At 54.1% G+C, this 13,554-nt stretch carries 11 protein-coding genes and 1 pseudogene; 11 read left to right on the top strand and 1 reads right to left on the bottom strand.

Going from position 1 to position 13,554, the window contains the following annotated elements:
• The 5 genes and pseudogenes from NQZ67_RS28540 to NQZ67_RS28520 all read left to right on the top strand — a co-directional run.
• Positions 1–272: pseudogene (locus NQZ67_RS28540) on the top strand (ABC transporter substrate-binding protein); the annotation flags it as partial.
• A gap of 68 nt (positions 273–340) precedes the next feature.
• Positions 341–1,399 carry a glycoside hydrolase family 43 protein gene (locus NQZ67_RS28535; RefSeq protein WP_257452680.1) on the top strand — a complete coding sequence of 353 codons (1,059 nt, stop codon included), beginning with the start codon at positions 341–343 and terminating at the stop codon, positions 1,397–1,399.
• A gap of 80 nt (positions 1,400–1,479) precedes the next feature.
• The gene (locus tag NQZ67_RS28530; protein WP_257452678.1) at positions 1,480–3,552 is read left to right on the top strand and encodes a methyl-accepting chemotaxis protein; all 2,073 of its coding nucleotides are present in this window, start codon (positions 1,480–1,482) and stop codon (positions 3,550–3,552) included.
• 117 nt (positions 3,553–3,669) lie between these two features.
• On the top strand, positions 3,670–5,037 hold the full coding sequence (locus tag NQZ67_RS28525; RefSeq protein WP_257452686.1) for a glycoside hydrolase family 43 protein: 1,368 nt from the start codon (positions 3,670–3,672) through the stop codon (positions 5,035–5,037).
• A gap of 138 nt (positions 5,038–5,175) precedes the next feature.
• Positions 5,176–6,090 carry an ArsR/SmtB family transcription factor gene (locus NQZ67_RS28520; protein ID WP_257452676.1) on the top strand — a complete coding sequence of 305 codons (915 nt, stop codon included), beginning with the start codon at positions 5,176–5,178 and terminating at the stop codon, positions 6,088–6,090.
• A gap of 166 nt (positions 6,091–6,256) precedes the next feature.
• Here the strand turns inward: NQZ67_RS28520 and NQZ67_RS28515 are convergent, their stop codons facing one another.
• Positions 6,257–7,189 carry an ArsR/SmtB family transcription factor gene (locus tag NQZ67_RS28515; protein WP_257452675.1) on the bottom strand — a complete coding sequence of 311 codons (933 nt, stop codon included), beginning with the start codon at positions 7,187–7,189 and terminating at the stop codon, positions 6,257–6,259.
• 113 nt (positions 7,190–7,302) lie between these two features.
• On the opposite strand from NQZ67_RS28515, the gene NQZ67_RS28510 reads away from it, so the two are divergent.
• The 6 genes from NQZ67_RS28510 (at position 7,303) to NQZ67_RS28485 (ending at position 13,540) form a co-directional block, all read left to right on the top strand.
• Positions 7,303–7,875, top strand: coding sequence for a GNAT family N-acetyltransferase (locus NQZ67_RS28510; RefSeq protein WP_257452674.1), 573 nt, complete (start codon positions 7,303–7,305; stop codon positions 7,873–7,875).
• Between the two features lie 116 nt (positions 7,876–7,991).
• Positions 7,992–8,693, top strand: coding sequence for a DUF421 domain-containing protein (locus NQZ67_RS28505; protein WP_257452673.1), 702 nt, complete (start codon positions 7,992–7,994; stop codon positions 8,691–8,693).
• 952 nt (positions 8,694–9,645) lie between these two features.
• The gene (locus NQZ67_RS28500) at positions 9,646–10,653 is read left to right on the top strand and encodes a methionine ABC transporter ATP-binding protein (RefSeq protein ID WP_257452684.1); all 1,008 of its coding nucleotides are present in this window, start codon (positions 9,646–9,648) and stop codon (positions 10,651–10,653) included.
• Between the two features lie 83 nt (positions 10,654–10,736).
• On the top strand, positions 10,737–11,381 hold the full coding sequence (locus NQZ67_RS28495; RefSeq protein WP_257452682.1) for a methionine ABC transporter permease: 645 nt from the start codon (positions 10,737–10,739) through the stop codon (positions 11,379–11,381).
• 40 nt (positions 11,382–11,421) lie between these two features.
• Positions 11,422–12,312, top strand: coding sequence for a MetQ/NlpA family ABC transporter substrate-binding protein (locus tag NQZ67_RS28490; protein ID WP_257452671.1), 891 nt, complete (start codon positions 11,422–11,424; stop codon positions 12,310–12,312).
• A gap of 148 nt (positions 12,313–12,460) precedes the next feature.
• Positions 12,461–13,540 carry a hypothetical protein gene (locus NQZ67_RS28485; protein WP_257452670.1) on the top strand — a complete coding sequence of 360 codons (1,080 nt, stop codon included), beginning with the start codon at positions 12,461–12,463 and terminating at the stop codon, positions 13,538–13,540.
• Positions 13,541–13,554 lie beyond the last annotated feature (14 nt).

Below are 13,554 nucleotides of genomic sequence, written 5' to 3'. Positions count from 1 at the left end.
TGGCGACATGGACGATTCTCGGCTTCGACCCGATCCGTTCGGACGTATGGACCGATCCGGCGATGAAAGCGGCGAACAAGTTCACGGACTACTTCGGCGACAACATCTTCGACGTGCTTGATCAAGTAAAGAGTGAAATTGAAGGCATCAACATCGGCGAGAAGACGCCGCAAGTCATCGACGCGATCAAGACGCAGACGAACGTTCGCATCCTCGTTGACGGCGAAGACGCGGCTAAGGTACTGAAGGAAGTCAACGATTCATTAAAATAAGCGCGAACAAGACGTATCACTAGCCTGCTCGGGCTAGTGATACTGCTATTGAGTGGAAGGAGAATCAAATGTTGAAGAGAAGCGGCGTCATACTTCTTATCACTGCTGTCCTCCTGCTTCTGGCTGCTGGTTGTTCACAGGCTGGAAGCCATTCGGGGCAGGCCAATAGTTCGAAAGGGCAGGAAGCGAGCGGCTATTCCAATCCGCTAATTGAGCAGCGCGCCGACCCATGGGTTTACAAACATACGGACGGATACTATTACTTCACGGGTTCGGTCCCGGCCTATGACCGGATCGAGCTCCGCCGCGCTAAGACGATCGAGGAGCTGGCGGAAGCAGAGGCTTCGGCAGTATGGGAGAAGAAGGCGGACGGCCCGATGAGCAAGCATATCTGGGCGCCCGAAATCCACTCAATCGACGGCAAGTGGTACGTTTATTACGCGGCCGCTCGGGAAGACGCGCCATTCGATCATCGTATCTATGTGCTGGAGAACGCATCCGCTAATCCGCTCGAGGGGCAGTGGACGGAGAAGGGACAGCTCAAGACGGACTGGGAGTCGTTCTCGCTCGACGCTACGACATTCGAGCATCGAGGCGTCCGCTATCTAGTATGGGCGCAGAAAGATCCGGCTATTAGGGGCAACTCTAACTTGTACATCGCCGAGATGTCGAACCCATGGACGCTGGCGAGCGAACAGGTCATGATCTCCAAACCGGAATTGCCCTGGGAAACGATCGGCTTCTGGGTGAATGAGGGGGCGGCTGTGCTGCATCGCAACGGCAAACTGTTCATGACCTATTCCGGAAGCGCCACAGACGAGAATTACGCAGTTGGCTTGTTGACGGCGGACGAGGACGCTGACTTGCTGGATGCCGCCTCGTGGTCGAAGACGCAGGAGCCAGTCTTCCGCAGCAGTACGGAGAACGGTCAATTCGGGCCGGGCCACAACAGCTTTACCGTATCGGAGGACGGCAAGCGCGATCTCTTGGTCTATCACTCTCGCAGTTATCGGGAAATCGAGGGAGATCCGCTGTATGATCCGAACCGGCATACTCGGGTCCAACCGTTTGGATGGAAAGAGGACGGTACGCCAGACTTTGGCGTTCCGGCGCCTGAAAGTCAGTAAGCATCAGGAAGCACGTACGAACGATAGAACAGAATGCGCACGTTCGGAGCGGGCGCTTGTTCCCTGACGGAGGGCTGGTTATGAGCATTGTGAGAAGAAGGTTTCAGACGATCGGGATGAAAGTATTTTTAATTTTTGTATGCAGCATCGTTTTCTTTGTGACTTGTTCGGGCTACATCTCCTATGTGATCTCGAAAGGAATCGTTACGTCCGAAGTATCCAATACGGCCCAACAGACGATTCAGCAGGCGGGAGGCAAGGTCGATCTGATGCTCGCCCAATACGAGACCCTCTCGCTTAAGCTGATGGCGAACCAATCGCTTCAACAAGATATTGATGATTACAACTACGCGTCTACAGCAGGTAAGCGTTCGCAGGCTTCACGTATGGTACGCTCTACGATCGAAGAACATGCGTTCTCTGATCCGGCCATTGCATCCGTCACGATTGCGCCGCTGCATAACAAACCCGAAGTATACGCCATCGGAACCGGATCGGGGGTGTCGCGCATCGATCCGGAGCTGGATTGGATCAAGCAGACCGTAGAGAAAGACGGCAAGACGGTATGGCTTCACCCTTCAGCGACGGGGTATATTCCGACAGAAGTAGGAATTACGAAGGAACCGGCCATGGCCGTTACCCGCGCAATGCGCAGCCTCTCCTCCGGGGAAATCGAGTACTACTCGGTGATCGAACTGAAGAATGCGGCCGTATACGATCTGCTCAAGGACGTTCGGATCTCCGAATCGTCGGAGACGTTGATCGTGGATGCGGATAATCGCGTACTGATCAGCAACGATCCCGCACGGATCGCTCAGCCATCCGGCTTCGAGCTGAAGACGGACGGCAAGCCGTCCGGTTTCTTCCAGGCGAGCTTCGGCGAGAAGGGTGAACAGCTGGTCGTCTTTCAGTATTCCGAGAAACTGGATTGGTATGTCGTAGGCACGGTGCCGCTTCAAGAAGTCGTCGCGAGCGCGCGCAGCATCCAGAACGCGACGCTGGTCATCGCCCTGTCGGCTGTCGCGCTTGCATCTGTCCTCGGCTGGCTGATCGCGAGGTGGCTCGGCAAACCGCTGATCAAGCTGAGCGATTTGATGACGCTTGGGGCGCAAGGGGATCTGTCTGTGCGAACCCAGTTCAAGTCGCAGGATGAGATTGGAAAGGTTGGGCGGGAATTCAACCGGATGATGGATCAAATCAACGGGCTGGTCAACCAAACGAACCGGTCCGCATCTGCCGTGCTCGAGACGGCAGCCTCCTTGTCCGAAGCTTCCAACCAGACGTCCGCCTCGGCGAAGGAGATTAAGGTGGCGACCGAGCAGATCATTACGGGATCGGTCTCGTTGTCCGAAGAGGCGGATCAAGTGAGCAGGCTGACGACTGATCTCGGCGATAAGCTTAAGACGATCGTCGAGGCGAACGGGCAGCTGGGACAATCTGCGGAGACGGTGCGAAGCGCCAGTCAGCAAGGCATGATTAATATGGAGGGACTCGTACAGCAGACGAGCGACATCGAAGCGAAGACGCGCGTCATGGTCGAGCGGGTCGAAGGGCTGCAGGAGAGCACGCATGCCGTGCGCGGCATCTTGGCGTTGTTGGAAGGCATCTCCCAGAAGACGAATATTCTGTCGCTGAATGCCGGGATTGAGGCTGCTCGTTCCGGCGCAGCCGGCAAAGGGTTCGCTGTAATCGCTTCCGAAATCCGTAATCTGGCGGAGCAGTCTAAGACGTCGATCGTGTCCGTAGGCGAGATCGTGGATAAGATTCAATCCGAGATCGATCGGACCGTATCGGCGCTCTCCGAGGTGTATCCGATCTTCCAGCAGCAGAACCATGCCGTGCAAGCCACGGGGACGATCTTCCGCGCCGTTCAAGGCCAAATGGACGATTTCGTCCATAACTTGAGAGACATTTTCCAATCGATCGAGCACCTCGAACATTCGCAGCAGGTGCTGTCCGATGCCATGCAGGCGGTGAGCGCCGTATCACAGCAATCGGCTGCCTCTTCGGAACAAGTCGCATCGCTCTGCAGCCAGCAGTTCGGCATCAGCCAGGATCTGGTCCAGTTATCCGGCCAGTTGGAGCAATTGTCCGGCAGCCTAAAAGCTTCTTTGGACCGATTTCAATTAAACCAAGTCGTTAAGACGGATTGATATACTGAGGGGGGATTCCAGAAAGTGGAGATTAGGAAATGGACCGCATTGGGGATTGCAGCGGCGCTCACGCTCGGCGGTTGCACCGGCGGTGGACAACCGGCCGACGAGCCGGGGATTCCGAATTCTCCTGAATTCCAGGAGGCGTCGGTACACGATCCGTCAATCCTATTGGAAAGCGGAACCTACTACGTATTCGGCTCGCATCTGATGTCCGCCAAGTCGGATGACTTGATGTCGTGGACGCAAATTTCGAACGGCGTTAGACCAGGGAATCCGCTGATTCCCGATCCGTTCGAAGAGATGAAGGAAGCGTTGCAGTGGGCAGAGACCCAGACGTTCTGGGCGGCGGACGTCATTCGCCTAGCAGACGGGAAGTATTACATGTACTACAATGCATGTCGAGGTGATTCGCCGCGATCGGCACTCGGTCTCGCCGTTGCAGATCAAATCGAGGGGCCGTACGAAGATTTGGGGCTGCTGCTGCGATCGGGCATGGACATGAGCGAGCCGCTGCCGGACGGCTCGTTCTATGACGCGACGATCCACCCGAATACGGTCGACCCGGACGTGTTCTTCGATGCCGATGGTAAACTGTGGATGGTATACGGCTCTTACTCAGGAGGTATCTACATTCTGGCCTTGGATCCCGAGACGGGCAAGCCGCTAGAGGGACAAGGCTACGGCAAGAAGCTGCTCGGCGGTAATCATAGCCGAATCGAAGCGCCTTACATGCTGTATAGTCCGGAGACGAAATATTATTACTTGTTCCTCTCATACGGGGGATTAACGGCTGACGGCGGCTATCAAATCCGCGTCGCGCGATCGGAGAAGCCCGACGGCCCGTTTACGGATGCCACAGGGCAGGCGATGCTTGACGCGAAGGGGGCGGAGGGCACGATATTCGACGACCGGTCGATCGAGCCTTACGGCGTCAAGCTGGTAGGTAACTTCGAGTGGGAGGAGTCGAACGGCTATGACGGCAACGGTTACGTCTCGCCCGGGCATAACTCCGCTTATTACGATGAGGAGAGCGGCAAAGCCTTTCTCGTGTTCCACACCCGGTTCCCGGGAAGAGGCGAAGCGCATGAGGTGCGCGTGCACCAGATGGCCATGAACTCTGAAGGTTGGCCTGTCATGCTTCCGGGACGGTATGCGGAAGAGTTGATCGGCGTATTCGAGGCCGATACGGTTGCCGGCGACTATTTGCTGCTGAACCATGGGCAAGACATTACGGCGGAGATAAAACGGCCGGTACCGATACGTCTTCATGAGGACGGAACCGTTTCGGGAAGCGCAGGAGGAGAATGGTCATTCGTCGACGGCTCCCGCGAATTCATGCTGGAATTGGAAGACGGTATCTATCGCGGCGTGTTCGCGCGCGTATGGGACGAGAGTAAGGAGGCGTTCGTACCGGCTTTCAGCGTGTTGTCGAAGGAAGGCAGCGCTCTGTGGGGAAGAGCGGCGGCACAGGAAGAGGCGTGATGGCCGCAGCCGAATACAAACCTGTCTATTGCAGGAGAAATATGATATAGTAAATGTTGTTAAATTTTTAAGAAACCGCGATATTATTTGATTCCTGATATCCAATGAACTGCGGTATAAGAAAGGGTGCGGCTCCTCTTGATTTACATTAAAGAACTCCGTTCCGGACTAAATATTTTTAAAGCGTTGGGCTCTGGGATTCGGATCGAGATCTTGGAGCTGCTAACCAAATACGATAGCTTAAACTTGAATGAAATAGCCGAGAAGCTGGGCTTGACCAACGGCGCTGTTACGATGCATATCAAGAAGCTCGAAGAGAGCGGTCTGATCGACATTACAACGGCAGTCGGCAAGCATGGCATTCAGAAAATTTGTTATTTAAATGAAGATTTACTGACGGTCGAGTTGCGGAGCAAAGGACCGGAGAATGTTTACGAGGTCGAGATCAAAGTCGGCCATTACTGCGACTATCACGCGGAGCCGACCTGCGGGCTCGCGACGAAGGACAGCATCATTGGGGAGTTCGACAATCCGCGTTACTTCGCGGACCCGCAGCGAATCAATGCGGAGATTGTCTGGCTGGCCAAGGGGTTCCTGGAGTACCGCATTCCGAACTATTTGAAGGCGAATCATCGGCTGACCGAGCTGCAATTCATCATGGAACTGAGCTCGGAGGCACCCTCATATGCAAATGTTTACCCATCCGATATCGTCTTCTCGATCAACGGAGTCGAACTTGGGGTTTGGACATCGCCCGGCGACTTCGGAGGGGAGAAAGGCGCGAACAACCCTGTCTGGTGGCCGCCGCATCTGAATCAATTCGGCCTCTTAAAGCTGCTGCGTATCAACGAGAATGGCACGTTCATCGACGGCTGCCTGATCTCGGAGACGAAGATCTCCGACATTCCGCTCGCGGAGCATGCGGACATCAAGTTCATGATCGGCGTATCCGAGACGGGGCAAGTCGGGGGACTAACGATTTACGGATCGAACTTCGGCAATTACAAACAAGATCTCGTCGCGCGTGTCTTATACGACGTCGAAAGCCGTTAATAACGGGAGACGCCTGCTATAAGTCAGACAGAGCGTGGTAAGGCTACATGTAGGGCGTGGGTCCGGTATATCGGGCTCACGCCCTACATTTTATTTTAGTAAAGAAACGGGCGAATTAAATACAATATACAGCCCTCCCTATTGAATGCGTAAAAAACCCCGCGCGTTATTCCGCCGGGGCTACGTCTTCCTGCCTATAGTAGAGCTTAAATACGATGTCTTGGTTGTAGTTGCCGAAGCCGGAACCGAACAGCGTCACGCCGCCGATATGATGGGCGTTCTTCTCGATGCCGATCCGGAAGTTCAGCTGCTTCTCGCGAACGTTCAACTGATCAAGCGAGACGGTCGAAATCTGGTTCCCGTCGATGAAGGTCCCCTGGCCGTTCACCTTGATGACCTTCAGCAGGCCGTACTGGTTGACTTCGTCCCACCACCAATCGGGGGTATACTTCCCTCGTTTGCCGCCGAAGTCTCCCGGGCTCGTCCAGGTGCCAAGCTTGACTCCATTCAAGTGGAAGGAGATGTCGGAAGGCCAATTGCGGTTCGTGAAAGGCGCTTCGGACGAGATCTCCATCGAAATTTCGAGTTCGTCGGGAACTTCGTCGGCAAGCAGATAGTTCGGCACCTTGTATTCAACGAAGCCTTGGCCGAACCATAGGATTTTGGCGTTGAAACGATCGGGATCCAGGAAGCAGCGAGGCTCGTCGAATTCGCCGATTACCTTCTCGGTCGATGCCAGTCCGCAGGTCGGCTCGATTTGGAAGTCGGTATAATGGCCGACTGAGACGATCGTCTGATGGTAGTCGCGGAGAAGGGACGCATTGTCCCGACTTGGGAACTCGATGGTAATATTCTCGGCGACGAGCGAGCATACCTTGCGATTGCCGCCTTTGCTCGGAATTTTGGTTGCCTGAATAAGGCCGGCTTTCTCCAGCTTCCGTACATGCATGGTCATAATGGCGCTGCTCAGATTTAGAGCTTGCGCGAGCTCCTTAATGTTCATGTCCTGAACGGCCAGCAGGTTAATGATCTGCAGGCGGACGTTGCTTGCGAGCGCTTCGTAGATGGGGAGCGACATGGGCATCGTGTCTAGTTTCATTGGATCTCTCCAAACTAATTTGAAATTAACATTCTTATAAACAATATACGGACTTTAATTAATAAAGACAAGATAATTCATGCGAAGGGATGACGAAGGGGAAGGTGCTTGATATGGAGGACTTGGAATACCGCGTCACCGGCGAATGGGATGATGTTTTATGGGGAAAGGTCGAGCCCATTTACGAGCAGGCGTTTCCGCTGGACGGCAAGAAGAGCCGCGACATCATTCGCCGCATGTTTGGGAAACGGATGTGCGAGCTGCATACAATCGGCCATGGCCCGGAAATCGTCGGGATGGCTCTCACCGGAATCGATAAGCAAGCCGGAGCCTTGATCATCGACTATATAGCGATTCGCCAGGATGTTCGCGGCAGCAGGCATGGACGGATATTGCTTGATTATATCAAGGAATGGGCGCGCGCCGTGGCGGAATGCAAAGGAATCATTGTCGAAGTGGAATCCGATCCGACCGACGAGAACGTCCGTCGAATTCATTTTTGGCAAAGAAACGGCTTCCAGCTTACTTCCTATGTTCATCAGTACATATGGGTGCCGGAGCCCTATCGCGCGATGTATTTGAACTTCGACGAGAGCGACCCGCTGCCGGACGATGGGAAGCTGCTGTTTCGCAGCATCACCAAATTCCATGAAAAGGCGTATCGGCGTTCAAAAGGTATGGAATAGAGACACTCATTCGATTTTAACGGACCCTCGGCCAATGGCATGGATTTCCTCTTATTGGGAACGATATAATATCCCGATATTTACGAATGTAGTGTAGTTACGGAGGGAATGGACGCGTGGATTTTTTCAAAAGCCAGGAGTCATTGACGGCCGCGGAATGGATATTGCGCAGCGTAGTCGGATTTATATTTCTGATCTTCGCCGCCAAAATGATGGGCCAGCGCTCCATATCGCAGCTCAGGTTTCTTGATTTCATCATCGCCTTGACATTGGGGAATATAATCGCTCACCCGTTGTCGGACGAGCACCTAGGGCTGAAGGGCTCCATGATTACGACCGTTTCGCTCGTTGTCCTATACATTGCCGCGATTTGGCTCAGTCTGAAGATCCCGCTGTTGAAACAATTTTTTGATCCGCCTGCGATCGCCCTAATTCGGGATGGAAAGCTGAATTACCGGAACCTGTCGAAAGCGAAACTGCCCATCGAATTTTTGTATGCGGAGCTGAGAAAATCGAATGTAGAGGATATTTCGAAGGTTGCCTATGCGGCTTGGGAGCCGGGGGGCACGCTGTCCGTTTTCGTAAATACGGCTTTTCAGCCCGTAACTCCGGCGGACCTAAAGCTGCCGGCACAGCCGTTCAATCTTACCAAGCCGATCATTGCGGATGGCCACATGGAGCATGCCCTGCTGCACGAGATTGGCAAGGACAGCAAATGGCTGGAAACGCAAATTCGGCCTCATGCATTGAAACAGGTCATCTTGGCGACGGTAGACAGCAATCTCACCGTTCAAGTGCACGCTGTGCGGGAAGCATGAAATTACAAAGGGCAGCCTATCGGCTGCCGTTTTTGTTTCTGGCAGAAAAGCTGCAACCACGCATATGTGATCATCGTTCTATTAGGAGACGAATAATGCTTTGTTAATATGTTAACGGAAGGAGGATGCCATTCTGGAAACAATCAGGCATTCCGTAAAATATCCATCGGTGGTTGGTCTAATCGTAAGCATGACTATTTCTATTTCCATTGCGCTGTACACTACCATTCGATCTACGGATGATCTGCTTGAAAGCGCTGGATCAATTGTGTTATTTTCCATGCTCGCGCTTGGCATCATTTGGGGTGTTATTGTATTAATCCTTGGATTAGTCAAATACCCGAGGAAAACAACGGAGCTGCTGCTATATGAAGATAGGCTCCTGCTGAATGGTCATCCCCTTCATGCGGCGGATGTCAAGAGGGTTATGATAAGAGGGTATTTCCGCCCCGTTATCGGAATTCTCCCCAACGGAAAGAAGATAGTTCCTATGAATTTCGCGTTCAGATTTGTGGGGGATGAAGACAAAGGGATCGTGGATTTAAAGCAGTGGGCGGAACGAAACGACTTGAAGATGGGATATAAATTTTTTCGAACTTGGATTTAAACGGAAAAACCCCTCATACGATTCCCCCTGGTAAAAGGCGGCAGAACCCGAGACAGGTTCTGCCGCCTTTCTTTGTCTTCAAAGATTCCGTTACCGGTTTGATGGACATTCGCCATACGTATGAAGGACTCCCAAATAATGTTCCTTGATTTTTGTCCTCGACGGGGTTAATAATAGCTAGGTACTTGTCGGGGTACGCATATTTTGCGTGCTCACATAAATTTTCCAGTCGTTACGAAAAATAGTTGAAAAAGTTCTATTGTGAATCTACCGCATCTATAATATACTAATCCAATAAGTTTAGTATGAATTAAATACGGACTTATTTGTAAGGGAGTGATTCTGCTGATTGAGCTGATTGACATAGAGAAGCAATACATAAGGAAAAAAGCAGAGCCTTTCATCGCGCTTCGCGGCGTGAGCCTGAAACTGGAGAAGGGCGAAATCTTCGGTGTTATCGGACGTTCGGGAGCGGGCAAGAGTACGCTGCTCCGCAGCATTAATCTGCTCGAGAGGCCGACCAGCGGAACGGTTATCGTCGGCGGAGACGATCTGACGAAGCTCGGAGAGAAAGAGCTTCAGGAGAAGAGAAAGAAGATTGGCATGATCTTCCAACACTTCAATCTGTTGTCCACCGCTACCGTAAGAGAGAATATCGCATTCCCTCTCAAAATATCGAAGCTGCCTGCCAAGGCTATCCGGCAAAAGGTAGACGAGCTCCTCGAGCTGGTCGGCCTGACGGCTCAGCAGCATCAATATCCGCGGCAGTTGTCCGGGGGACAGAAGCAGCGCGTTGGCATCGCCAGGGCGCTCGCGAACGATCCCGACGTGCTGCTGTGCGACGAAGCGACGTCGGCGCTGGATCCTCAGACCACGGACAGCATTCTGTCCTTACTAAGAGATATTAACCGCAAGATGGGCATTACGATTCTGCTCATCACGCATGAGATGGGCGTTATTCGCGCGATATGCGACAGGGTCGCCGTCATGGAATACGGGCAAATCGTCGAGAGCGGCACCGTGCTGGACGTGTTCTTGAATCCGGTTCACCCGATTACAAGAGAGTTCGTCAGCGAGGTTTCCGACACGCTGGGCAGCGAAGCGTTGAATGCATTCGCGGGGGCTGGCAGGGTCGTGCGCATCAACTTCCGCGGCGAGCAAACCTACGAGCCGGTGCTCTACGAGACGGTTCGCGGCACGAGCGCGACATTCGCGATTCTTCAGGGAACGGTATCCCGCATGAAGGACGTCCCTTACGGTCAGTTAATCGTCGAGCTGAGAGGCAGCGATGAAGACGTGAACCGGATTATAACCGAGCTGGGGCAGCGGGGATTGGCGGTGAGCGAGCTATGATGATGTGGATGAATGCGGAGCAAGAAACGCCGAAGACGGTTTGGGAGACGCTCGAGACGTTCTTCGCGGAAGTCGATCCGAAGATGATTAGCAAAGCGACGAATGAAACGTTATACATGCTGGGTTATTCGTTGCTGTTCACCGTTATTCTCGGCTTGCTGCTAGGGGTTGTCTTGTTCCTGACCTCGGACAAGCAGCTGTTGGGCGGCAAGCTGTATGCCCGTATCCTATACGCCGTGCTGTCGTTCGTCGTGAACGTCATGCGCTCCGTCCCGTTCGTTATCCTGATGATCCTGATCATGCCGGTGACGAAGATGCTGGTCGGCACGTCCATCGGCGTCGAAGGCTCGATCCCCCCTCTTGTCGTGGCGGCCGTGCCGTTCTTCGCCAGGCTGGTGGAATCCGCGCTGCGCGAAGTGGATCGCGGCGTCATCGAAGCGGCGACGGCCATGGGCGCGTCCCGCGGCATGATCGTGCTGAACGTGCTGCTGCGGGAATCGCGGACGGGGCTAATCGCCGCGGTTACGATTACGGCCGTCACGCTTGTGTCTTATACCGCAATGTCGGGCGTCATCGGCGGCGGCGGTCTCGGCGACCTGGCGCTGCGTTACGGCTACCAGCGGTTCCGGCTGGACATCATGGTTGTCACGGTAATCGCGCTCGTTATTTTGGTGCAAATTCTGCAGATGGTCGGGGACGCGCTCGTGCGTTATTTCAGCCGGAAGTAGAGTGAACATAAATATAGAGATAGGTTTAGGAGGAGATCATATGAGAAAGAAATCGCCATTTTGGTTTGTACTGCTTGCCCTTGCCTTGATGCTGGCGGCATGCGGCAACAACGGAGGCAACGCGGGCAACAACGCGAGCGGCGGGAACGCGGCGCCGACGAATGAAGGAACGGAGGCTTCCCCATCACCTTCGCCGGCTGCGGAGGAAGTGACGCTGAAGATCGGCGCGACGCCGAAGCCTCACGCGGAAATTCTGAACTTTATCGCTCCCGCTCTGAAGGAGCAAGGCGTGATTCTAGAAGTTATGGAATTCACCGACTACGTTCAGCCGAACGTGCAGTTGTACGAGAAGCAGCTGGACGCGAACTTCTTCCAGCACGTGCCTTATCTTGATCAATTCAATGCCGACAAAGGCTACGACCTGGTGAGAGCCGCAGGCGTTCACGTCGAGCCGTTCGGCGTCTATTCGAGCAAGATCAAAGCGATCGAAGAGCTGAAGGACGGAGCGAAAATCGCGATTCCGAACGATCCATCGAACGGCGGTCGCGCGCTGATCCTGCTGGCGCAGAACGGTCTGATCGAGCTGGACGAGGCCGCTGGCGTGGACGTAACCGTGGCGGATATCAAGGCGAACCCGCGCGAATTCGAAATCGTCGAGCTGGAAGCCGCTACGCTTCCGCGCGTTCTGGACGAAGTCGACATCGCGGCGATCAACACGAACTACGCGCTCGAAGCGGACCTGAATCCGATGGAGGACGCGCTCTTCATCGAGAACGCGGATTCCCCGTACGTCAACATTCTGGTAACGCGTCCTGACAACAAGGAAGACGCGGCGATCCAGAAGCTGGTTGCGGCGCTGCAGACTCCAGAAGTAGAGACATTTATTAAGGATACGTACAAAGGCGCGGTCGTGCCTGCGTTCGATAAATAAGAAATAACGGGAAATCCCCGCGACTGGTCGACAAGATCAGTCGCGGGGATTTTTTTTCGTACCAATGTAAGGGATTCATAAGTAACTTTGGAAGCAACTAGATATACTAAGCGCAAACACCATTTGAACCATATGGAGCTGAAGGGGATTGGCCCGAAAATGCGCAATAGCCGTTCTCGTCTTTCTGCTGAACGTCCTGCCCGCGTGCGCGGGGCAAGGCCGCCCGCATGTGCCGGCCCCGCCGACCGAAGCAGAGAGTAGGCTGCTCGACTACCTCCTAACCGAACAGCTGGGCGAGCACGGCGTCTACACGAACCGTCTAGACACGGATCAGTCTGATTTGCTCGCTTCCGGACAAGAGGTGCTAAGCGAATCGGCGGGGCTGCTCATGCGCTATTACGCGCGCAGCGGAGACCGCGAAGCCTTCGAGAAAGCCTGGAATCAGGCCAGGCAGACGTTCGATCAGCCGGGCAGCTTCAGCTACCGCTACAGCCCCAAGCATAACAAACGGTATGGCGTCAACGCAGCGGTCGATGATCTTCGGATCATTCGCGCTTTGTTCGAGGCGGCCGATTCATTCGGGGAGAAAGCGTACTTGGCGGAAGCGGAGCAGAACGCCGGGCGCTTCCTGATGCATAACGTGAAGGACGGCAAGCTGTTCGATATGTACGACGAACACAACCATACGACAAACGCGTTCATCACGTTGTGCTACGTGGACCATTATACGCTCAGCCTGATGAACGAAGCGGGGAAGAAGCTGCGCGCCGACATGCTCGGCATCGTCCAGGAAGGCTACCTATCCGACGCGTTCCCGTTCTACGAAACGAGATACGATTACGAATCGAAACAGTATGTCTCGGACGGCATCAATATGGTGGAATCGCTGCTGACGGTATTGTCGCTGGCGGAGGTCGGCAAGCAGAAGGAGACGAGCATTCGTTTTATCAAAGAGAAGGTGGCGGAAGGCCAATTGTACGGCCGTTACTCGCGCGAAGGCGAGGCGCTCACCGACGTCCGCTCCACGGCTCTATATGCTCTTGCGGCAATGATCGGCCATGCGAGTCAGGATAATGAGCTATACGAATCCGCTATCCGCCAAATGGAACAGTTCCGGATTCAAGACCCCGCAAGCGAGCTGTACGGAGGCTTCGGCGATCCCGCGACGGGACAAGCTTATTCCTTCGATAACCTGACGGCTTTGCTCGCTTACGCGGCGAAACGGTAGGTCACGCTTCCGAA

Origin of the sequence: Paenibacillus soyae, assembly GCF_024623455.1 — a bacterium.
Classification (GTDB): domain Bacteria; phylum Bacillota; class Bacilli; order Paenibacillales; family Paenibacillaceae; genus Pristimantibacillus; species Pristimantibacillus soyae.
The sequence above is the reverse complement of the archived record's forward strand: the minus strand, read 5'-3'. Positions and strand labels throughout refer to the sequence as shown.

Bases quoted from the DNA above. Each gene is read 5' to 3' on its own strand.
- NQZ67_RS28535 (WP_257452680.1), top strand. From the start codon at position 341: ATGTTGAAGAGAAGCGGCGTCATACTTCTTATCACTGCTGTCCTCCTG.
- NQZ67_RS28530 (WP_257452678.1), top strand. From the start codon at position 1,480: ATGAGCATTGTGAGAAGAAGGTTTCAGACGATCGGGATGAAAGTATTT.
- NQZ67_RS28515 (WP_257452675.1), bottom strand. From the start codon at position 7,189: ATGAAACTAGACACGATGCCCATGTCGCTCCCCATCTACGAAGCGCTC.
- NQZ67_RS28510 (WP_257452674.1), top strand. From the start codon at position 7,303: ATGGAGGACTTGGAATACCGCGTCACCGGCGAATGGGATGATGTTTTA.
- NQZ67_RS28495 (WP_257452682.1), top strand. From the start codon at position 10,737: ATGATTAGCAAAGCGACGAATGAAACGTTATACATGCTGGGTTATTCG.
- NQZ67_RS28490 (WP_257452671.1), top strand. From the start codon at position 11,422: ATGAGAAAGAAATCGCCATTTTGGTTTGTACTGCTTGCCCTTGCCTTG.